At 42.8% G+C, this 19,830-nt stretch carries 19 protein-coding genes, 1 tRNA gene and 3 pseudogenes; 17 read left to right on the top strand and 6 right to left on the bottom strand.

What is annotated here, in order from left to right:
* Position 1 precedes the first annotated feature (1 nt).
* The 8 genes and pseudogenes from AC622_RS14435 (at position 2) to AC622_RS14400 (ending at position 6,421) form a co-directional block, all read left to right on the top strand.
* Positions 2 to 418, top strand: coding sequence for a MaoC family dehydratase (locus AC622_RS14435; RefSeq protein WP_049671697.1), 417 nt, complete (start codon positions 2 to 4; stop codon positions 416 to 418).
* Positions 415 to 1,425, top strand: coding sequence for a 3-oxoacyl-ACP synthase (locus tag AC622_RS14430; RefSeq protein WP_049671696.1), 1,011 nt, complete (start codon positions 415 to 417; stop codon positions 1,423 to 1,425). Before AC622_RS14435 ends, AC622_RS14430 begins: the two co-directional genes overlap by 4 nt.
* Before the next feature lie 75 nt (positions 1,426 to 1,500).
* Positions 1,501 to 1,788: pseudogene (locus tag AC622_RS14425) on the top strand (6-bladed beta-propeller); the annotation flags it as partial.
* Between the two features lie 17 nt (positions 1,789 to 1,805).
* Entirely contained in the window at positions 1,806 to 3,017 is a 1,212-nt protein-coding gene (locus tag AC622_RS14420) for a substrate-binding domain-containing protein (protein WP_049671695.1), read from the top strand.
* Between the two features lie 54 nt (positions 3,018 to 3,071).
* A complete protein-coding gene (locus AC622_RS14415; protein ID WP_049671694.1) occupies positions 3,072 to 3,845 on the top strand; it encodes an ABC transporter ATP-binding protein in 774 nt (257 codons plus the stop codon).
* Positions 3,823 to 4,527: an ABC transporter ATP-binding protein gene (locus tag AC622_RS14410; protein WP_049671693.1), complete on the top strand. Its 705-nt coding sequence runs from the start codon at positions 3,823 to 3,825 to the stop codon at positions 4,525 to 4,527. The genes AC622_RS14415 and AC622_RS14410 overlap by 23 nt, the downstream gene beginning before the upstream one ends.
* Positions 4,528 to 4,546: 19 nt before the next feature.
* Positions 4,547 to 5,413 carry a branched-chain amino acid ABC transporter permease gene (locus tag AC622_RS14405; RefSeq protein WP_049671692.1) on the top strand — a complete coding sequence of 289 codons (867 nt, stop codon included), beginning with the start codon at positions 4,547 to 4,549 and terminating at the stop codon, positions 5,411 to 5,413.
* Positions 5,414 to 6,421 (top strand): branched-chain amino acid ABC transporter permease, encoded by a 1,008-nt coding sequence (locus AC622_RS14400; RefSeq protein ID WP_049671691.1) that lies wholly within the window; start codon positions 5,414 to 5,416, stop codon positions 6,419 to 6,421.
* 83 nt (positions 6,422 to 6,504) lie between these two features.
* Here AC622_RS14400 and AC622_RS14395 read toward each other — a convergent pair whose 3' ends face one another.
* Positions 6,505 to 6,891, bottom strand: coding sequence for a RidA family protein (locus AC622_RS14395; protein WP_442853808.1), 387 nt, complete (start codon positions 6,889 to 6,891; stop codon positions 6,505 to 6,507).
* Positions 6,892 to 6,996: 105 nt separating this feature from the next.
* On the opposite strand from AC622_RS14395, the gene AC622_RS14390 reads away from it, so the two are divergent.
* The gene (locus AC622_RS14390) at positions 6,997 to 7,332 is read left to right on the top strand and encodes a winged helix-turn-helix transcriptional regulator (RefSeq protein WP_049671689.1); all 336 of its coding nucleotides are present in this window, start codon (positions 6,997 to 6,999) and stop codon (positions 7,330 to 7,332) included.
* 97 nt (positions 7,333 to 7,429) lie between these two features.
* Here AC622_RS14390 and AC622_RS14385 read toward each other — a convergent pair whose 3' ends face one another.
* The gene (locus tag AC622_RS14385; RefSeq protein ID WP_049671688.1) at positions 7,430 to 9,607 is read right to left on the bottom strand and encodes a beta-glucosidase family protein; all 2,178 of its coding nucleotides are present in this window, start codon (positions 9,605 to 9,607) and stop codon (positions 7,430 to 7,432) included.
* Positions 9,608 to 9,829: 222 nt separating this feature from the next.
* Here AC622_RS14385 and AC622_RS21695 point away from each other — a divergent pair.
* The 3 genes and pseudogenes from AC622_RS21695 to AC622_RS14375 all read left to right on the top strand — a co-directional run.
* Positions 9,830 to 9,928: pseudogene (locus AC622_RS21695) on the top strand (arabinose transporter permease); the annotation flags it as partial.
* Positions 9,916 to 10,645, top strand: a pseudogene (locus AC622_RS14380) (IS3 family transposase); the annotation flags it as partial. The pseudogenes AC622_RS21695 and AC622_RS14380, both read left to right, overlap by 13 nt.
* Positions 10,646 to 10,805: 160 nt before the next feature.
* Complete coding sequence (locus AC622_RS14375; protein WP_156185638.1) at positions 10,806 to 11,606, top strand: tyrosine-type recombinase/integrase; 801 nt, start codon at positions 10,806 to 10,808, stop codon at positions 11,604 to 11,606.
* A 263-nt stretch (positions 11,607 to 11,869) separates the two neighbouring features.
* Here the strand turns inward: AC622_RS14375 and AC622_RS14370 are convergent.
* A tRNA-Val gene (locus AC622_RS14370) sits at positions 11,870 to 11,942 on the bottom strand.
* An 866-nt stretch (positions 11,943 to 12,808) separates the two neighbouring features.
* On the opposite strand from AC622_RS14370, the gene AC622_RS14365 reads away from it, so the two are divergent.
* Both AC622_RS14365 and AC622_RS14360 read left to right on the top strand, forming a co-directional pair.
* Positions 12,809 to 13,471 carry an acetyltransferase gene (locus AC622_RS14365; protein WP_049671686.1) on the top strand — a complete coding sequence of 221 codons (663 nt, stop codon included), beginning with the start codon at positions 12,809 to 12,811 and terminating at the stop codon, positions 13,469 to 13,471.
* Positions 13,472 to 13,558: 87 nt separating this feature from the next.
* Positions 13,559 to 13,903, top strand: a complete 345-nt coding sequence (locus AC622_RS14360) for a helix-turn-helix domain-containing protein (RefSeq protein ID WP_049671685.1) — start codon at positions 13,559 to 13,561, stop codon at positions 13,901 to 13,903.
* A 440-nt stretch (positions 13,904 to 14,343) separates the two neighbouring features.
* Here AC622_RS14360 and AC622_RS14355 read toward each other — a convergent pair whose 3' ends face one another.
* Positions 14,344 to 15,123, bottom strand: a complete 780-nt coding sequence (locus AC622_RS14355; RefSeq protein WP_049671684.1) for a DUF4931 domain-containing protein — start codon at positions 15,121 to 15,123, stop codon at positions 14,344 to 14,346.
* Between the two features lie 188 nt (positions 15,124 to 15,311).
* Here AC622_RS14355 and AC622_RS14350 point away from each other — a divergent pair, with 188 nt between their 5' ends.
* Complete coding sequence (locus AC622_RS14350; protein WP_049671683.1) at positions 15,312 to 15,575, top strand: DUF2187 family protein; 264 nt, start codon at positions 15,312 to 15,314, stop codon at positions 15,573 to 15,575.
* Positions 15,576 to 15,983: 408 nt separating this feature from the next.
* Here the strand turns inward: AC622_RS14350 and AC622_RS14345 are convergent, their stop codons facing one another.
* Positions 15,984 to 17,228, bottom strand: a complete 1,245-nt coding sequence (locus AC622_RS14345) for an MFS transporter (protein WP_197089941.1) — start codon at positions 17,226 to 17,228, stop codon at positions 15,984 to 15,986.
* A gap of 169 nt (positions 17,229 to 17,397) precedes the next feature.
* On the opposite strand from AC622_RS14345, the gene AC622_RS14340 reads away from it, so the two are divergent.
* Both AC622_RS14340 and AC622_RS14335 read left to right on the top strand, forming a co-directional pair.
* Positions 17,398 to 18,300, top strand: a complete 903-nt coding sequence (locus AC622_RS14340; protein ID WP_049671682.1) for an AEC family transporter — start codon at positions 17,398 to 17,400, stop codon at positions 18,298 to 18,300.
* Between the two features lie 131 nt (positions 18,301 to 18,431).
* Positions 18,432 to 18,920, top strand: a complete 489-nt coding sequence (locus AC622_RS14335; RefSeq protein ID WP_049671681.1) for a DUF1643 domain-containing protein — start codon at positions 18,432 to 18,434, stop codon at positions 18,918 to 18,920.
* Positions 18,921 to 18,952: 32 nt separating this feature from the next.
* Here the strand turns inward: AC622_RS14335 and AC622_RS14330 are convergent, their stop codons facing one another.
* Positions 18,953 to 19,819: a hypothetical protein gene (locus tag AC622_RS14330; RefSeq protein WP_156185637.1), complete on the bottom strand. Its 867-nt coding sequence runs from the start codon at positions 19,817 to 19,819 to the stop codon at positions 18,953 to 18,955.
* Between the last annotated feature and the right edge of the window lie 11 nt (positions 19,820 to 19,830).

Raw genomic sequence — 19,830 nt, 5'->3', positions numbered from 1 at the left:
AATGGATAATTTCACAGTAGGTCAGCAGGCAGCATGCAGCAAGACGATAACCGAAACAGATGTAGTGATGTTCGCTGGACTGAGCGGCGATTTTAACCCTATCCATATTGACAGCGAGTATGCAAAGAATACAAGGTTTAACGAAAGGATAGCCCATGGCTTATTAACATCGAGTTTACTTTCGCAGCTCTTAGGAGTGCACTTGCCAGGGAAAGGATCGGTTTATATGGAACAAACAATCAAATTTAAAGCACCGGTCTATATTGGCGATACAATCACGGCAACAGCGACAGTTCAGGAGTATATCAAAGAGAAGAGAATAATAAAGCTTCTAACAGAATGCCAAAACCAAAAAGAGGTGACCGTCTTAACTGGAACAGCTGTCATGATGGTACCAAAGGAAGGGGAAAGGATATGACGAAGATTGGAATCGAAGCGACAAGCACCTTTTTTCCGGCAGGGATTGAGTCGGCTAGCTTACTCGCAAATAAAACCGGCATCCCAGAAAACATCATAACGGATAAATTCGGATTATACGAGAAACATGTAGCTGATGAAACGATGCATGCATCTGACATGGCGATTGAGGCTGCTAGACCAATTGTTGACCAATACGGACCAGACACCATCGATGTCGTTATCTATTTCGGGAGCCCCCATAAAGACTACTATGTATGGACATGCGCTTCGAAAATTCAGCATGAGCTAGGGTTAAAGAAAGCCTATGCATTTGAAATCATGAATGTCAGCTCAGGATTCCCTGTTGCCTTAAAAGTTGCCAAGGATATGATAAAGGCTGATAACACCATTCAATCGATTCTATTAGTAGGAGGATGTAAGGAATCACAAATTGTTGATTATACGAATCCACGGTCCCGTTTCATGTTCAATTTCGGTGATGGAGGATGCGCAGCTTTAATAAAACGTGATTCACTTGTCAGTGAAATTTTAGAAAGCGCTATCATAACAGATGGATCCTTCCATCAGGATGTTCGTATTCCTGCAGGAGGATCAAAAAACTTCGCTAGTCATGAAACAGTAGAACAACGTAAGCATTATATAGATGTCCACAATCCCGCTGATATGAAAGAAAGACTCGACCCTGTATCCATTCCTAATTTCGAAAAAGTCATACGAAAATCATTGCAAAAAAGCGGGTTATCTTCAGAAAATCTCTCACTATTACTTCCACTTCATACGAAACGATCGATGTTTAACCAACTTCTCTCTAGTTTAGACCTCCCAGAAGAAAAAGCCATTTATCTAGATCATCATGGGCATATGTCCTCACTAGACCCCTGTGTCGGGCTCCACCTCGCCCAAGAGCAGGGCAGATTGAGTCACGGCGATATAGCGGTTGCCGTTAGTGCGGGTACTGGATATACATGGGCTGCAACGGTGATTAAATGGATGGGAACAAAATGAAAGCAATACTCCGATTTAATATGCTCTTAGCCATGCTCTTGATTCTTAGTCTTTTCATTACTGGAATAAGTAGTGAACAACGGAGCTGGAAATTTAGATCCGCTTGAAAACTGGGGAGAAGAACCGGGCGATTTATTCTTGCCGATTGGTATGGCCATTGATAAAGGTAATCGAGTCTATGTAACAGATACCTCAAATAATCGCATGAATGTCTATGATTCGAACGGAAACTTCATTAAGGAATTCGGCCATTTTAGCGGGAGTGCAGGAAACTTCTTTTCTCCGCAAGGGCTTGATATTGGCAAGGATGGCAGGATTGTCATCGCTGATGGTTTATTGCACCGCATTCAGTTTTATAAATAAGGATAATTCGGGGAGGAATGAAAATGCCAGTAAAGCTAAGGATGTGTTTATCTGTCGTATTGTTGGGGTCAATGCTTGTTGCCGCAGGCTGTTCAGATGATGAAGCAAGCTCGAGTGAGGATACGATAAAAGTTGGTGTGCTTGCATCGATGACAGGTCCGCTTGAGGTCTATGGAAAACAAACGGTACAGGGATTTGAGCTTGGTCTTGATTATGCAACCGATGGCAAGATGGAGGTCGACGGCAAAAAAATCGAATTCATCGTTGAGGATACTGAAACGAAACCGGATGTGGCAGTCAAGCAGGCAACGAAATTGCTTGAGGAAGATGAAGTTGACTTCCTGGTGGGATCATCAAGTTCTGGCGACACGCTAGCTGTTTTGCCGCTTGCTGAGGAGTACGAAAAAATCATGGTCGTTGAACCCGCGGTAGCAGATAGCATCACAGGTGAGAACTGGAACCGCTATATTTTCCGGACTGGCCGCAATTCATCCCAAGATTCGGTGGCAGCCGCGGCTTCCATTGCAAAAGAGGGGGTGAAAATCGCAACACTTGCTCAAGATAGCGCCTATGGTAGAGAGGGCGTGCAAGCCTTTAAGGAAGGAGCAGAGAAACTGGGAGCTGAAATCATGAATGAACAATATGTTGATGCGAACGCAACGGATTTCACATCAAATATCCAAAATATCATAAGCTCTAAGCCAGATTATTTATACATTGTGTGGGCTGGATCGAATTCCCCATGGAAACAGCTGAAGGATATGAAAGTAGCAGAGCAAGGCATTAAGCTTTCAGCTGCTGCTCAAGACATTGCCTCGCTGAAGACGATGGATGCTCTTGTTGGGATGAGTGGATTCTCCATCTATTACTATACCCTTCCTGACAATGAGGTGAATGATTGGCTTGTGGAGGAGCATAAGAAAAAATTTGACGGCGAGGTTCCAGACCTCTTTACGGCAGGCGGGATGTCATCGGCGATTGCCATTGTGGAAGCTTTGAAGAACACAGAAGGGGATACGGATAGTGAGGCGCTAATTGAGGCGATGGAAGGAATGGAGTTTGACTCGCCGAAAGGGACGATGAAATTTAGAGCGGAGGATCATCAGGCACTGCAATCGTTATATGCAATCACTCTTGAAGAAGAGGATGGAGTCGATTATCCGGTACCGGTATTGGTTAGGGAACTGACAATGGATGAAACAGAGCCCCCAATTCGGAATAAGAAATAAATTTGAAGGAGGGGATTTTTCCCCTTTCTTCTCTATGAAAAGGAGGGATTCTTCTTGGAAATAATATTATCAACCGAACACCTTTCTGTTTCATTTGGCCAGCATGACGTGATTAAAAATCTGAACCTATCCATACCAGAGAAGAAGTTGATTTCAATCATTGGTCCTAACGGAGCAGGGAAAACGACGCTATTCAATTTATTGAGCGGTCAGCTTAAACCGACAAAGGGAGAGATTTATTTCAAAGGGGAAAATGTGACAGGCTATTCCATCCCGGAGCGGACGAGACTCGGGATAGGACGTTCATTCCAGCTGACAAATATCTTTCCGGAATTACCTGTGATTGAGAATATCCGGTTAGCCGTCCAAGCAGAGCAAAAGGATTTCTTCCGCTTCATACCAACGAAGAAGAAGTATCTGGGTCAACAGGAGGAAGCAAGGAGGCTGTTGAATGAAGTCATGCTTGAAGGAAAGGATGACGTTCTAGCAAAGGATCTTGCCCATGGGGAGAAACGGAAATTAGAGCTGGCCATGCTGATGGCCCTTAAAACGGAATTACTGCTCCTCGACGAACCGACGGCTGGAATCTCGATTGAAGAAGTGCCAGGCATTTTAAAGGTTATCGAAAAGATCAAAATGAACGGGTTAAGTACCATTGTGCTGATTGAACACAAAATGGATATGGTTATGCATTTGTCTGATCAACTAGCTGTCTTATTTCATGGTGAATTATTAGCTGAAGGCAGCCCCAGTGAAATCATGCAGGATGAACGTGTCCAAAATGCATATTTAGGGGGATTATACGATGACTCTCTTAAAAGTGGATGAGATGGAAACCTATATTGGCCAATTTCATATTTTGCAGGGTGTTTCCTTTGAAATTCGAGAGGGCAATATTACGGTATTGTTTGGAAGAAATGGAGCAGGAAAAACAACCACCTTACGCTCAATCATGGGCTTTCATCAAATCACCAAAGGAAATGTAACGTTTAAGGGTGAACAGTTGAATGGACAGCCCACACACACCATATCAAGAAAGGGAATAGGCTATGTTCCAGAAAACCAGGGGATCTTTCACCACTTAACGGTGGAAGATAATTTTTCCCTTGCCCAAGCGGTGAAATCGGATACGCAGGGAGAAAAAGCGGAGTGGATGCTCGCACTCTTCCCTGATTTAAAGAAATTTTGGCGAAAGAAGAGCGGTCTTTTAAGCGGCGGCCAAAAGCAAATGCTTGCGATAGCGCGGGCCTATATTAATAGTGAGCATTTATTGTTGATTGATGAACCAAGTAAGGGCTTGTCGCCGATTATGGTAGAGAAGCTGATGGAGTCTATCCTGGAAATGAAGAGCAAGACAACGGTATTACTGGTTGAGCAAAATTTTATCATGGCCAGCCAGATTGGAGACGACTACGCCATTATGGATGACGGGAAAATCGTTCATAAGGGCGGGATGGAAAGTTTGAAGGATGATACTGATACATGCAGAAAATATTTAGGAATCGCTTAATCGGCGAAAGGAGAGAACAATGGACATTTTAGTCAATTTATTCGTGAATGGAATATCGACCGGAATGCTTGTTTTTCTGCTTGCTTCTGGTCTAACTCTTATCTTTGGCCTAATGAGTGTCCTGAATTTTGCTCATGGGGGGTTGTTTGCCTGGGGAGCTTTTTCCGGGGTATGGATATTTGCTGAAACGGGAAGCTTTCTCATATCCATGCTAGGTGCCGTCGTTATTGGAATGGCATTGGGCTGGGTTTTAGAGAAATTCCTGATTAGGCCTGTCTATGGAAATCACGTCAGACAACTCTTGATTACGCTTGGAGGCATGCTGGTCTTAAGTGAGATGCTTAAAGTTATTTGGGGACCGAATCCGATTCGAGCCCCATTGCCTGAATGGCTTTCAGGAAGCTATCAATTAGGTGGAATCATTTTGATTAAATATCGTCTTTTTGTTATCCTGGTTGGTATTTTGATTTACATTCTCTTAATGCTCCTTTTGAATAAGACTAAGCTCGGACTCATGATTAGGGCAGGAGTGATGGATAAAGAAATGGTGCAAGCGCTTGGTATCAATGTCAAATCACTCTTTTCCTTCGTGTTTTTGCTCGGAGCAGGCGTCGCGGCACTTGGCGGTGTCTTGCTTGCACCCTATTCAGGAGTCGTATTTGCAGAAATGGGGATGCAATATGCGATATTGGCATTTGTCGTTGTCATTATCGGCGGCATGGGCAATTTGAAGGGGTCGGCTGTCGCTTCCTTGATCGTCGGCCTGGCTGGAGCATTTATGGCCTATTATCTGCCTGACTTTTCTCTGGCGCTCAATATGCTGCTGCTTGCTTTTGTCTTATTAGTGAAGCCTTCTGGTTTGTTTGGAGAGGAGGGCGAGGTATAGATGCGGGTGTTATCGAATAACCGATCTTTTGTGATTGGGCTTGTTGTCGTGGCATTCTTGGCTGTTATCCCGTTTGTAAATGATTCGCGAAGTATGCTTATTTTACTCACACAGGTCTTTATTTTTGCCATTTTCGCGATGAGCTTTGATATTTTGTTAGGGTATACCGGAATCGTCTCATTTGGCCATTGCCTCTTCTTTGGTATTGGTGCTTATAGCGTGGCATTATTATTTGATAGGCAGGGCGGGGAACTAATGTCATTTGCAGCAGGGATGGCCATCGCCCTTGTATTAGCCGTCGTCATTAGCTATATCATTGGAATGCTCTCGCTTAGATTGAAAAGCCATTTCTACGCGATGCTAACATTGGCCTTCTCTCAGTTATTCCTTGTCCTAGCTGAAAAATGGCGGACATTGACCCATGGAGGAGACGGATTTACCTTCATGGTCCCTGATCTCTTTAGAGACCGTCTCTCTTTCTATTACATTACCTTCATTTGTCTGATCGTTCTATTTATCTTATTAAAACTTTTCACCGAATCCTCAGCTGGGAAAGTTCTAAAGGCGATATCACAAAATGAACAAAGAGCAGAAGCGCTAGGATATAAAACGCTGCACTATAAGGTTATCGCGAGCATCGTCGCCGGTACGACTGCAGCTGTAAGTGGAGGGCTTTACGTGGTTACCCTGCGCTTTGTCAACACGACTGTTTTCTCAATCGATGTCACATTGGATGCCCTCTTAATGACTATGATTGGCGGAGTAGGAACGCTCGTCGGTGCCATAGCAGGAGCCGGCATCATCGAATACCTGCAGCATTATTTATCTGAACTAGGCTCAACCTACCCAATCTTCGAACGTTGGACCATTCTCCTTGGATTGCTGTACATCTTCGTCATTCTCGGTTTCCCAAGCGGATTAGCTGGATTGTTTAAGAAGGTGTCAAAGAGAAGAGGAAAGAAGAAATCAGCGGATAGAAATGGTGAGGGATTAGAGAAAACAGCTTGATTTATATACTATTTTCAGTAAGGAGCGGGGGATCGAATCGATTCCCCGCTTTGTCATCAAACAAATCATGTTTTAGATTTATGTTAGTTGGTGTGTGCGACGGCACGTATTTCAATCAATTGATGTGGAAACGCCAAGCCTGAGGTGCCAACGAGAGTACCAGCTGGCTGGTGGTCGCCAACATATTCTTTGAATAGAGTGACACACTGTTCAAAATGCTCTTCTGGCTTTGTCAGGAAGATCTCCATCTCAGCAATATTAGATCTGGTGACTCCGAAACCAGCAAGCACGGAATCAAGATTTTTCAGTGTCTGCCTTGCTTGTGCCTCAAAATCGCCCTCTCCAACAAATGATCCATCCATACTATGAGAAAATTGGCCTGAGATGTAGATGGTATCATTGGCCATGTAACCTTGCGTAAGCCCGAAAGCTTCCTCCCAAGACACTCCATGGTTATATGTTTTAATCATGTTTATGACCCCTTTCCATTAAAGTATGTTCAGTATAAACTGGAAACAAATAGAAAGGTAGTACGCACTTTATTGATAGATACTACCTGAAAGGATAGTGGGAAGATGGGCATGGAGGAGTATAAAGGGAAAGTGAAAAAGATTGAAGACACACCATTCGGTTACACCATATCTGTCATCGGGGGCAAATGGAAGATGGTAATCATTTATCTGCTGGCGGAAAACCAGCCGGTACGCTTCAATGCTTTAAAAAAGCAGATAGGAGCCATCACGTATAAAACATTGAGTTCGCAACTAAAGGAATTGGAGGCAGATGGGCTGGTGAAACGGAAGGAATACCCGCAAATCCCTCCAAAGGTGGAATACAGTTTGACGGAGAAGGCTGATACTTTGCTGCCGGTATTGGAGGAGTTGTGTGAGTGGGGGGCGAGATATCAATAGACAAGGAATTAATCATATGTTGATTCTGAACGTAAAGGAACAGGATGATAACTAGAAAAAAGGATTGAACCCTAATCGGATTCAATCCTTCATTCTTTTATTCAACAACTACTGTGCCTTTATAAGGAGTATCTTCGCTGGAAGTCCCAACATATACAGTGTACTCGCCAGGTCTTACGACGAAGTCATGTTCATAGTAGTCCCATACGCCCATTGGATGGTTCGTAGCAGCTGGGTCAATTGTGATTGTTACTTCACGTGACTCATTAGGCTCTAGGTGAACTTTTTGGAAGCCAACTAGACGTTTAGGCGGCTGTCCGTGGACAGGAATGCCTAGGTATACTTGAACAACTTCAGCTCCAGCCACTTTTCCTGTGTTCGTTACGGTTACTTTAACCGTGATAGGAGATTTGCCGTCTGTTTGTTCTGGTGTGACTGAGAATCCAGAAAGCTCAAAGGTTGTGTAGGATAGCCCATATCCGAACGGGAATAATGGCTTAATTCCTTGAGACTGGAACCAGCGGTAGCCCATGTTGAGGCCTTCAGAATAACGGATAACTGGGAAGCCGTTTCCTTCATCTGTACCAGGGTAGCGCTCAGGCTTGCCTGCGTATAATAGGTCGCTTTCAGATGCCGCATAGGTTGTAGGAACCTTACCTGATGGGTTAACTACACCGAAGAGTAAATCAGCCACAACGTGACCATCTTCAGTACCTTGGTTCCAAGCTTCAAGAACTGCTTTAGCTTTAGAAATCCATGGCATCATGACTGGGCTGCTGTCTTTCATGACAACAACAGTTTGCGGATTGATATCCAACAATTCGTCAACCATGCGGTTTTGGTCGTTCAACATGTTTGGTGTTGGCAAGTCAAAGCCTTCAGAGGCAACCAAACCAGCCATTAAGATCACCATGTCTGCTTTAGCTGCAGCAGCTTTTGCTTCTTCAAGATTTGATAAATCGGAAGCAACTGTGAACTTGCTGACTTTAGAGTCTGAACCAAGACCTTGCAGTACATTCTGCATACCTTCTACTGGTGGTACAGTGTAGAGCGGAGTTACCTTTGAACTGCCCCCACCACCATTGCACGCATCATCAACGAATTCGGATTGACCAATGATCACGATATTAGCATAGGCTTTCGGGTCAAGCGGCAGAATATCGCCTTCATTTTTGAGAAGAACGGCAGCTTGAGAACCGATTTTGCGAGATCTAGCTCCGTGTCCTTTCGCATCAATCTCACCTGGATTGTAAGGACGCTCGAATTGATTGAAACGGAACATTTGTGTATAGCGGCGAACCAATGCACGGTCAACCGTTTCAATTTCAAGGCTCGTGTCTTGGAGGGCATTCTTCACATTCGTCTCGTTCAACCATTTAGCATCCGGCATTTCATGGTCCATACCAGCATTCAATGATGCAGCAGCAGAACGGCAAGACCAGAAGTCAGATTGTACATACCCTTGGAAGCCCCATTCGTCACGAAGGATATCGTTAAGAAGGTAGCGGCTTTCCGTTGCGTACACACCGCGAACACGGTTGTAAGCGCTCATTATAGCGGCGATGTCACCGTCTTTGACTAACATTTCGAAAGGCAGAAGGTAAAGCTCGCGCAATACATGCTCATCTAACTCAACACTTGTGCGGAAGCGCTCGTACTCCTGATCGTTAACGGCATAGTGTTTACCCATCGCAATAACGTCATGCTCCTGAATCGCTTTCGTAACCTCAACGCCCATTACACCGGAAAGGTATGGATCTTCAGAGAAATATTCAAAGTTACGACCAGCGATTGGCGTTCTGTGCAGGCAAACCCCTGGTCCTTCAAGAACATGCTGGCCAAGCGTAGCCGTCTCAGAACCAATGATATCCCCGTACTCACGCGCTAGCTCAGGATCAAAGCCTGCAGCAAGACCAATTGTCATTGGCAGTGCAGTAGCTGGCGGGCTTGGATGACCATCCCCCATACCTACGCCTACAGGTCCGTTTGTAATACGGAAACGAGGGATACCCAACTCTTCAATACCCTTAACATGGCGCTGAACTTGGATTTGAGCCATAAGGCGCTCTTGCTCCTCAGGGCTCATCATATTCATTTCATCCATGGATGGCAAGTCATAGATGTTGATTGTATTCATGGCACCGTGCAGCTGGGCAATCTTTTGCTCCAAAGTCATAGCAGCAACAAGCTTCTCAGCACGCTCACGTGGTGAAAGTGACTTGTCCATCCATGGAAACTGCTCGGTCTTATCCATAACCATATTCTGTTGACTCATGTTGAACTCTCCTCACATAATAGTGTTCTTACTTTCTCTTTAAAACGCTTACATCGTTGAAATATCCAGGTAGCCTTCAAACAAAAAGGAAGATTTCTTCCCTTGTTATATCTGGATTAATATCATTTGTGAAGTTTTTCACTAATTCTACTATAGTATTTTTCTTATCCTTTCTCTCGCACTATTTTTGTTATATTAGTACAAATTTGATGTGATTAGCGATTGGGAGTCAATGTATTATACTTTTTGGCTGGGTTGCAGAACATTCCTAAGGAACTATATGAATCTGCTGAAATAGATGGCGCCAAAAAGAGATTTATGATGAGGCCCAAGGGAAAATCGGTTATCGCGGCTTATATATGGAAGTCACCGAGAAAGCCGGTCAGCCAATGCCAATGAACCACAAGAAAATCCTTCGATTGATGCGCAAGTTTCACTTTTTTGCCAAGGTACGGAGAGCGAACCCTTACCCTACGATGGCCAAGGCAACAGAGGTTCACCGTCAGGTACCCAACCATTTGAACCGCCAGTTTGACCAACAGGAACCAGGGAAAGTCTTCTTGACCGACATCACCTACCTGCAATTCCGTGGTGGGAAGACGGCTTATTTGTCTTGCGTGAAAGATGTGGCGACACGAGAGATCGTCGCCTATGAACTCTCGACAAGCCTGCGGATGGAGATAGTCTACCGAACATTAACCAAGTTAGAAAGCTTTTATGAGAAACAATTACATCCAGAAGCAATGATTCATTCGGATCAAGGGTTTCATTACACGCATCCTGAATATCAGTCTTGCGTGAAAGAGATGGGGCTCTTACAGTCCATGTCACGAAGGGGAAACTGCCTGGACAACGCCCCTATGGAATCCTTCTTTGGACATATGAAGGACGAAGTTCCTTACAAGAAGGCAAACAGTTTGGCGGAACTAAAATATATGATTGATGATTATATGGAACGACTATAACAATACGAGAAAGCAATGGACATTAAAGAAGATGACTCCGGCAGCTTACCGAAGTCATCTCATCGCCGCATAAACACGGCACATCCCTTTTTATTAAGCTGTCTACTTTATAGGGTGCAGTTCATTCTTGCTTTCTCCTGCACTTCCTCATTCCGTATTTTAAATCTACTCCGTTATCCAAGATTACAGCCTATGACATTGATCAGTTCTATGATGCCAAGCTACAGGAGGGTTTGGCGAATGCTACCGTACGAAAGATGCATAATCTCCTCTCAAAAGCTCTGCAGAAAGCTGTGAAATGGGGATTAATCAAGAGTAATCCTGCTCGTGATGCTACTCCGCCGACTGTTCATAAACAGCGTAAGCAAATATGGACGGTGGAAGAAGCGAAAACCTTCTTAGAAGTCTGCGAGCAGGAGGGTGAATTGATTCCATTCCTGTTGGCCATTTTCACTGGAATGAGACGTGGAGAACTGTTGGCGCTTAGATGGAATAACATTGATCTGGAGAATGGTGTGATTCATGTGGTCGAATCATTAGTAAGGACAAATGAGAAGGGCTTATATGTGAAGGAAGTAAAAACAGCTCATTCTGTACGAGAAGTTTTTCTCTCTCCGGATGTCCGTGATGCTTTAGTGGAATATAAGATAAGGCAGAAACCAAATGAATTAGGAATCGTTATTGCTTCTTCTGTAGGCACATATATGGAACCGCGCAACCTTCTAAGAAAGTATCAGCGCCTAATCAAACTGGCGAAGGTTCCTTATATGCCATTCCACAATCTACGGCATACTCATGCAACAATTCTTATGCGGATGGGTGAGAATCCGAAAGTGGTTAGTGAGAGGCTTGGACATGCCCGAGTCGGAATTACACTCGATATCTATTCCCATACAAATGAAGAAATGCAGAAGCGGACAGCAAATCGGTTTGGTGAACATTTTGGTTTAACGGTAATAAGGGAGACAGCTGAAGCCTTTGGAAACAAAGGGCTTATGCAATCTCTTATTAGTAGTCTTTTGTTAGTTAAATAATGCAGATATGTCTCTTACTAAAAATCTTTAAAAAAATAAAGCTAACCTTCAAACACCGTTGATTGTAGTGGAAGGCGCTCGACTCCTGTGGGAGCAGCGGACAGGGGAGACCCCACAGACGCAGAAAGCGGCGAGGAGGCTCCCCGGACGCCCCACGGAAAGCGAGCGCCTGTAACGGAAATCAACATTTCCGTTTAACATCGCTTCCTGAATCAATAGAAAGAAGGCTTAAACCGATATGGTTTAAGCCTTCTCAAAAAGTATGATCCCGACTGGGTTCGAACCAGCGACCCCCACCCTGTCAAGGTGGTGCTCTCCCAGCTGAGCTACGGAATCGTATATGTAAATGTTTAAGACAATATTTAATATAAATGCTTACAGGATAAAAGTCAATATACCTTGGTAACTTTTTTAATAAAATATTGTTCATCACTTTATACGTATACAAAAACTCTCCTAATTAGATTTAATCCTATAATTTTTTCTTGTTTTAGAAGAGACATTGACAAGTCTAATAGAAAAATGGTATTTTTATCCTATAAATTCTTGGTAAAGAACAATTTAAAGGTATATATTTGACTATTCAATATATGGACTATAAGGATGAACGAATGACGAAACAAGTTTATTGTCGTTTTGTATAAATCTAACAGCAATCACTGATTCAGAGGTCTGATAACAATCCTGGCACATTCCTGTCCAATGATGGAAACGTTGGTTTATTTAATCTTATCGTTCTTAATAAAGAATTTAGCGGGTTTGCTGAATAAGGAGATGGTTGCGAGAGATTATCCTATTGAAGCTTTGTATACAATTCTATTGAAATATGTTCCCTCCTGACATATCGATGATAGATTATTTGCTTTATAATATGAGTACCCCCTATGAAATTGAATAGCTTGGCTGAAAGTCCTGTTCGTTTTATTTACCTACCCTGATACTCATTTTCCATTATTTAGGAATGTCTTTCCGAATGATTAAAGGGAAAGAAGGGTAGGAAGAATAATAACGTACTTGTCCATGTACTGTACATAAGCCATTGCTTTTTGATGTGATGATAGCGCTGTGGGATGGAGAGTAGGATTTCCATGTGCTTTCTTTGTCCTTGAATACCAGAAATATCATCATAAGGAAGTGAATCGAAGGGGGAGACGACTGTGTTTCTATATTGAAACCGTCCGAACTCAAGGAGTGGGAATTAGATGAATTATATATTAGTGGGAGATGACGGTCATAGCAAGGTTGTCAAAGATATGATTGAAAGCACAGCTCCTGACAGGATTGCTGCGTACTTGGATAACCGATATGAAAAGCTGTTTAAGAAGGGTGACATTTATTATGGGCCGATTGCTGCGGCTAAATCTCTCTTAAGTCATGTGTTCTGTGCGAGGCTCGTTATCACAATTAGTGATAATTTAACAAGAAAAACGGTGGTTAATCAGTTGAATCTAGCGGATGACTGCTATACATCCGTCATTTCCAAGCGTGCGATCGTGAGCCCGAATGCTGAGATAGGAGTTGGCACGGTCGTGATGCCGGGGGCCGTCGTGAATGCGGAAGCGAAGATTGGCAAGCACGGCATCATTAATACCGCTTCTGTCGTTGAACATGATTGCCATATAGATGATTTTGTCCAAATATCACCGCGTGCATGCTTGACTAGCGGGGTTAAAGTAAACCAAGGTGTATTGGTTGGGGCGAATGCAACGGTTATACCCGATGTGGAAATTGGGCGCTGGGCTGTAGTGGGAGCAGGTGCAACGGTGACAGCGGATGTTCCTGAATTTGCACAGGCTTTAGCGGTTCCAGCAAGGGTGTATAAGAAAGAAAAGGGTGGCGGATTTAATGCCAATGCGAGTTATTAACTCTGTCACGACATAGATCGTTTAAATAGATAGGTTAAGTCGTCGATTGCCTAAAAAGGCCGGATCCATTTCGGAAAGGAGATTTCCATGATCGGAAAAAACATTCAGCAAATACGGAAGAGAAAAGGGATGACCTTGACTCAGCTGGCAGTAAATGCGGGGATATCGAAATCTTACTTGAGCAATATCGAGCGGGGCGTCAATCAGAATCCTTCTATTGAAGTTCTTAAGAGGCTTGCGCTCGTCTTGCATGTTGATTTGAAGACATTGCTGAAGATTGAGCAGCAAATGGATCAAAGTGAAAACCTGAATGAAGAGCTGATTGATTTGATTGAGGAATTGAAGACGACTGTGATTGAAAAGGAGGACATGGAAGAATACAGGGCATTAGTAGAATATATTAAATGGAAGACGAAGAACGTAAAAAGCTGAAGAAATAGGAGCATGATTGTCCCAGTGTATAAGCGAAGTCCTTTTTGCGAGAGAAACGGAAAGTATACGATTGGCCAATGTAGAAATCATTCTCATAAATGATAGCTCAACCGTTTGACAGTGCCGGATAGATCTATTCTAACGGCAGAATGAACGACTCGCAGCCACATTGAATGGAGGTCGCTCGGGATGAGTGGAACCAGGCGGTGTTTGTTAGTAACACACATCCTTTTTTGATTCCGTGTGACGATTCCTTTGAAGAAAATATGGTGTAATGGAGACATTTGGGGCGGATGCGATGCATTCCGCTTTTTATTATGCTCATAATGGTAAGTTTCTCATGTTTTCAATATAAGCCATCAAGTGTTTGGAGGGCTGTTTCAGGAATGCGGAAAAGGTCAAGTACCAATAAAATAAGCCTAGCTGGCAGGCTAAGCATGCTAGCTCCTAGCATAGGCTGAATAAAGTTCAAATAGCTCATCTTTCATACGATTCAAATCTCTATCCATTAGGACCTGTGGAATCTTGTATCCGACAAATAATGGAGAGACAACAAAACGTGGGATGGCCTTGCAAATGATCTTATCTTGGAAGCGGTAAAAGAATAGATTATAGCTGTTGCAGGCTTTATGAAAGCCATTTAATATATAGCGGATAAGTATTTGCAGCATATCAGGAAACGTATCTGCCACATTGTCTGCTGCGGTCAGGAGATTAAATTCCGTAAACCCAATGATGGGGTATGCGGAAATCGTCATCTCTACACCACCGCAGGTAAAGACATTTGTTCCTTCGAAGTCAGTCATGCTGATATTTTGATGGTAATCTACATGCTTCATTCCGATGATTTGCATATGGGGATGAAGAAGGCTTCCTCCTGAATATGGTCCATGATTCTTGAATAAGATGACAGATTCATACTCCTCTGTATCCTCGACCTCCTGCCATTTATTCAGGCAGAAGTTCATTAATCTTCTCATATGTGACCGGGAGTAACTCCTCATATCTGAGGTGCATTCATCTGTTTCGATGATGACGGTTTGGTACGTATCTTTAAGGGTGGGATACTTGTTCATGAGCCAAATGATTTCTCCTTCTCTTGCCAGAATATTTTGTAATTCATCCGGCTTGCAGAAGGGACACTCAGTCGATTTGTTGTGGATCGTATTCGGTTTATGACTGCTCATATCACTGGAAAAGAATAACTGCTGATGTTCCAATAACTACACCTTCCTTTAAGGCAATATGGATCGATAACAGTTCTTTTCTTTGATTTTAACCAAAATAAGGAAAATGTACAAATGAAAAAATCAAACTTAAGTGTAAATATTCATGAAAGCTCTCCGATAGTAACTATGTGATTGCTTATTTGACCAATAACAATTTAGTGAAAAGGAGATTTTGAGCCATGTATGCACAAAAGGAAATTGGCAAGATTGGTGATGTGATTCATTTCAAGAGAGGCAACTTATTTGTCATTGGCCAAATCATCTCGCTGAGAGAAGTAACCTGTATTGTTGAAATCTCGCAGGCATATGCAAATGAATTGAAACTTGAAACAACAAGAACGGTTGTACGACATGGGAATTACAAAATTATTGATGCTGTGAAGCAACGAGAAATGCCTCCATATGATTATACGCAAGAAGCAAGTGCAGTAATGCATACATAATTTTTTGAAATACGATTAACTGAAAATGCTGGCTAGAGCGACGAGATAACATAAAATAATGAATATAATCGTATAGCTGTGATTGTAAACAAAATTCTTAATCATTCTCATGATAAGAAGACTCCCCTTTTATCTACTGTTCTATTTCTATATCTGAACATAAATAATATTCGGGAATATTTTGAAAAATATGTCGGTTTAAGTAGAATAAAGTAAAAAAATTTGGGTATAAGTAAAATTTATATGTAAATGAGACTGGGATAAAAGGTTTCAGCCATTTTAAAAGCCGAACTATTATGAAGGGCCGTTTAAGCATCATTCGTAATAGTTCGGTTTTTTTGCTTTATACAATTGATTATATGGTTTTGGATACAGCGAATTTAGTTATGCCTCAGCCTTTTTTTCTATTTAATGAGAGATCTTATTACTTGGAGCAGGGGTAAAATATTTATTCGCAACGTTTTGCAAAAACCACATCAAAGCCGCTGACAGCAAGCTGAGTGTGCCAATCATGATCCATGCCGAGGCAATTGAATTGGCTGAAATATAATTCCCCATAACCATTGGACTGACTGCATTCCCTGTTCCGATAACGAGAGGAAGAATGCTGCTCATCCTTCCTCTATGGGATGCGGGTGTCATATTAGCCATGAATGTGGATGCGTTGATGGCGATTAGAATCTCTCCGACAGTCATGATGAAGATAGATAAATAGAACAAGGGGAGAATCATTGTAAAAGCAAGCATGCCAAAGGCAAGGGCATAACAAAGGGCACCTCCTGCAATAACACGGATTGGACGGGCTTTCTGGGTGATTTTCGTCAGAAACGGTGTAAAGACAATCACTAAGATTCCGTTGAAGGAAGCAAGAATGCCGAAATAAGAAGCACCGACATCCCCGAATAATTCACCTAAATGCAGAGGAATAGAGAAGGACCACTGTGTATAGGCAAACTCGATGCAAAGCAGGATTAGGGCGAACATAATCAAAAGCGGTCGTGAAAGCAGGACCTTGAAGATGGAGCCTTCGACGGTACGCTCTAATATTCTTTCTGGCTCTACAGCTGCGCTTTTTGATTCTTTAATGAAGATAACAATCAGTGTGGTTGCGAGCAGGGTACATATGCCGTCAATGAGGAAGATAAGAGATAGATAATCTTTGAACAGCAGGCCGGCTATGGCGGGACCGATGGCAAACCCTAAGTTCCAACCCATATATAGGAGGGAATAGGCCCCTTTCCGATTATCCGGGTTTGTGAGATCTGCAAGAATGGCATCATAGGCTGGTGAACACATGATGAAGAAAAAGGATGCTCCCATGATCATATAGACCATTGTCATGGAAGGGGAGATAAATCCAGCAGCGATGTAAATGGATGCCCCCAATCCTTGGCAGATGCAGATAATCCATTTCCGGCCAAATGAATCGGCCAGCTTTCCTCCAAGAATCATCCCGGGTACAGCGATGAAGGAGATAAAGGTAATATATGTACCAGCAATGCCTGTATCCAAGCCGACTTTCTGAGTTAGGATTAATACAAGCAATGGATTAACAAATCCACCAAGACTGTTCATGACCCTGGCAACAAAAATGATGTAAATCTCCTTCGGTAAACCTTTATAAGGCGTAAATAATTGCTGCCCCATATTCATTTCAATTCCCCCAAAATGGCGTTTTTTTCTATTATCATATCATTATCATTGCATTGAAAAAATATGAAAGTTTACCAGAAATTTATTGACGGGGGTTTAGCGGCTCTTCGTTGTGATATAGTCAAAGTAGTACTTGTATCAGGAAATGGAAGAGAGAAGGGTAAGAAAGTTGGCTTTTTTTAATGTATTAATTCCTGTCTTTGCGATTTTTATTCTAGGCTACATAGGAGAGAAAAAAATCGGGTTTGACCCGAAATCCATATCAGCCATGTCCTTGTATATTATGACCCCGGTCCTTGTATTTAAGACCTTTTATACGAATATCGTAAACATCGATTATTTGTATATCACGGTATTTGCATTGACCCTTTGCATCGCATTGATTCTAATCATTTATCTTATTTCCTATATTAGAGGGTATTCCATTAAGGAGAAATGCGGGCTCATTCTTGGCTCTGTTTTTATGAATAATGGAAATTATGGTACCCCGGTAGCTTTATTGCTATTTGGAGCGGCTGGTTTTGATTACGCTGTTATTCTAATGGTGATTCAGACCATTGTAATGGCAACAGTCGGCATCTATTTTGCCGCACGCGGCAGCGATATTGGCGGAGGCTTTAAGGATACGCTTGGTGTAGTGATGAGGATGCCAATCGTTTATGGAGCATTGGCAGGCTGGCTCTTCCAAGTCACTGGCATCACGATTGGATCCTCATTCATGACAACAATAGACCTTGTTGGGAATGCAGCTATTCCGACCATTATGCTTGTCTTAGGAATGCAGCTTGCGAAGATTTCCTTAAAGAATGTGGAGAGAGAAAAAATATTATACGCCGTCATGATTAAGCTAGCTGCTGCTCCTGTCATTGCGTGGGGAATCGCTTTTTTTCTCCCGGTGGATGCGCTGCTCAAACAATTGATGGTTATTATGGCAGGAATGCCGTCTGCTGCTAATACGACGATGTATGCCATTCAATTTAACACCGAACCGGAGTTTGTTTCCGTGTGTACATTTGTGACAACCGTTCTAAGCTTGATTTCACTCCCTGTGCTGTTTGCCTTCGTTTTGTAACCGTTACTGGCCCTCTTACTTAAGGGTCAGGTGTTTTGTCTTTTCTTTGCCAAAATATAAATGGTGTCCCCATCATAAAAGTGAGGGAGGCAGATTATATATAGTAAGAAGAGACGGGAGGAGGAGATGGTTTGAAATATAGTGCTATCATTAAAGGGAATTATCGGTATTCTCTTAAAAGGGAATGGGATGACTATAATTTAAATAAAGCCGTTTTTGTCCTTTTAAATCCTAGCACGGCAGATGAAGCCCTTGATGACCGGACAACGCAGCGTTGCATCTCCTTTGCAAAGAAAATGGATTGCGGCTCCATGGAGCTCGTAAATGTGTATGCTTATCGTTCCACAAACTGGAGGGAGCTGAAGGAATTATCCATGGAAGAAGCGACTGGTCCAGAGAACCAATTCTATCTTGAGAATGCCTTGCACAGCGGGGCGAAAATACTGGTAGGGTGGGGAGAGAATTGTACGATCCATCATAAGGATTATGGTGAACTGGCAGAGTGGTTCAAAGGCTATACACCCTATTGTCTTGGCGTAACAAAGGATGGCCATCCAAGACATCCTTTATATGTGAAAAGTGATACTCCACTTGAAATCTATCGTTTTCCCGAACAATAAAGATATAATGAAAAGCTGCCGGTTTGGCAGCTTTACTTCGTTATCTGTGTATTTGGATCACCTGGAGCTTGATCGCCATTGTCCTTCTCTCCTTGATTAGGTGGAGGCTCTTCATTTGGCGGGTCTTCAGGCTTCACCTCATCTTCCTCTTTCCCTGGCTCAGCTGGTGCTTCTGTTTCAGGATCGTCTGCCGTTTCTTCTTCAACAGCTGGGTCTGTCTTAGGGTCAGCATCTGGTTTCGCAGGTTCTTCGGGCTCTTCCTTATCCGTATTTATCTGCTCATCAGGCTGTTTTTCCTCATCAGTTGTTGAATCTTTCTCCTCATCTGCTTCTTCTTGTTCATCTTCCTCTTTCTTGCCGCCGTTTTGGAGGCTTTTAATGATTTCCTTTAAGCCTTCTTCCCCTTCATCCTTCATTTGATTTGCATTTCCGGTCTCATAATTTAGGGAGAAGCTTGGCAGGTCAGCATAATCTGCTGTTTGCTTATAGGCTAATAGCTTCACATCCTTCATTCCGAGATAACCAAGCTTAGGGATGAAGATGCCTCCTAATTCAATATTGGTGATGCGGACTCTCATTTTCTTTAATTTAGTGACTCCGCCTGACTTTATGACTGTCGTGACCGGGCCATTGGGTGTTTGGGTGACCTTCTTGATGACAAGGTCTTTAATCTCGAGATTATCCATTGCTAGGTCAATCATCGGCACTGCCTTGCGGGTTGCCGTTTCTCCGATGACAATCAATGGAACACCCAATGTACCGGTAATTTCTTCAGCTTCTATGATAAATCCGTCTGTACCAGAGGAACTGGCTAAGATCGGTGGTGAAGAAGCGGTGAAGAGATAGAGTGTGAAGATGCTTATGATGACTGCTAGTACTGATTTTTTCATACGATTCAATATCATCACCA

Origin of the sequence: Bacillus sp. FJAT-27916 (assembly GCF_001183965.1) — a bacterium.
In the GTDB taxonomy this organism is placed as follows: Bacteria; Bacillota; Bacilli; order Bacillales; family Pradoshiaceae; genus Pradoshia.
This window is presented reverse-complemented; position numbering and strand designations above follow the sequence as displayed.

What these genes read in the sequence shown, in the direction of transcription:
- AC622_RS14435 (WP_049671697.1), top strand. Translation starts at nt 2, where the DNA reads ATGGATAATTTCACAGTAGGTCAGCAGGCAGCATGCAGCAAGACGATA.
- AC622_RS14400 (WP_049671691.1), top strand. Translation starts at nt 5,414, where the DNA reads ATGCGGGTGTTATCGAATAACCGATCTTTTGTGATTGGGCTTGTTGTC.
- AC622_RS14390 (WP_049671689.1), top strand. Translation starts at nt 6,997, where the DNA reads ATGGGCATGGAGGAGTATAAAGGGAAAGTGAAAAAGATTGAAGACACA.
- AC622_RS14420 (WP_049671695.1), top strand. Translation starts at nt 1,806, where the DNA reads ATGAAAATGCCAGTAAAGCTAAGGATGTGTTTATCTGTCGTATTGTTG.
- AC622_RS14345 (WP_197089941.1), bottom strand. Translation starts at nt 17,228, where the DNA reads ATGAATATGGGGCAGCAATTATTTACGCCTTATAAAGGTTTACCGAAG.
- AC622_RS14360 (WP_049671685.1), top strand. Translation starts at nt 13,559, where the DNA reads ATGATCGGAAAAAACATTCAGCAAATACGGAAGAGAAAAGGGATGACC.
- AC622_RS14410 (WP_049671693.1), top strand. Translation starts at nt 3,823, where the DNA reads ATGACTCTCTTAAAAGTGGATGAGATGGAAACCTATATTGGCCAATTT.
- AC622_RS14395 (WP_442853808.1), bottom strand. Translation starts at nt 6,891, where the DNA reads ATGATTAAAACATATAACCATGGAGTGTCTTGGGAGGAAGCTTTCGGG.
- AC622_RS14430 (WP_049671696.1), top strand. Translation starts at nt 415, where the DNA reads ATGACGAAGATTGGAATCGAAGCGACAAGCACCTTTTTTCCGGCAGGG.
- AC622_RS14385 (WP_049671688.1), bottom strand. Translation starts at nt 9,607, where the DNA reads ATGAGTCAACAGAATATGGTTATGGATAAGACCGAGCAGTTTCCATGG.
- AC622_RS14365 (WP_049671686.1), top strand. Translation starts at nt 12,809, where the DNA reads ATGAATTATATATTAGTGGGAGATGACGGTCATAGCAAGGTTGTCAAA.
- AC622_RS14405 (WP_049671692.1), top strand. Translation starts at nt 4,547, where the DNA reads ATGGACATTTTAGTCAATTTATTCGTGAATGGAATATCGACCGGAATG.
- AC622_RS14350 (WP_049671683.1), top strand. Translation starts at nt 15,312, where the DNA reads ATGTATGCACAAAAGGAAATTGGCAAGATTGGTGATGTGATTCATTTC.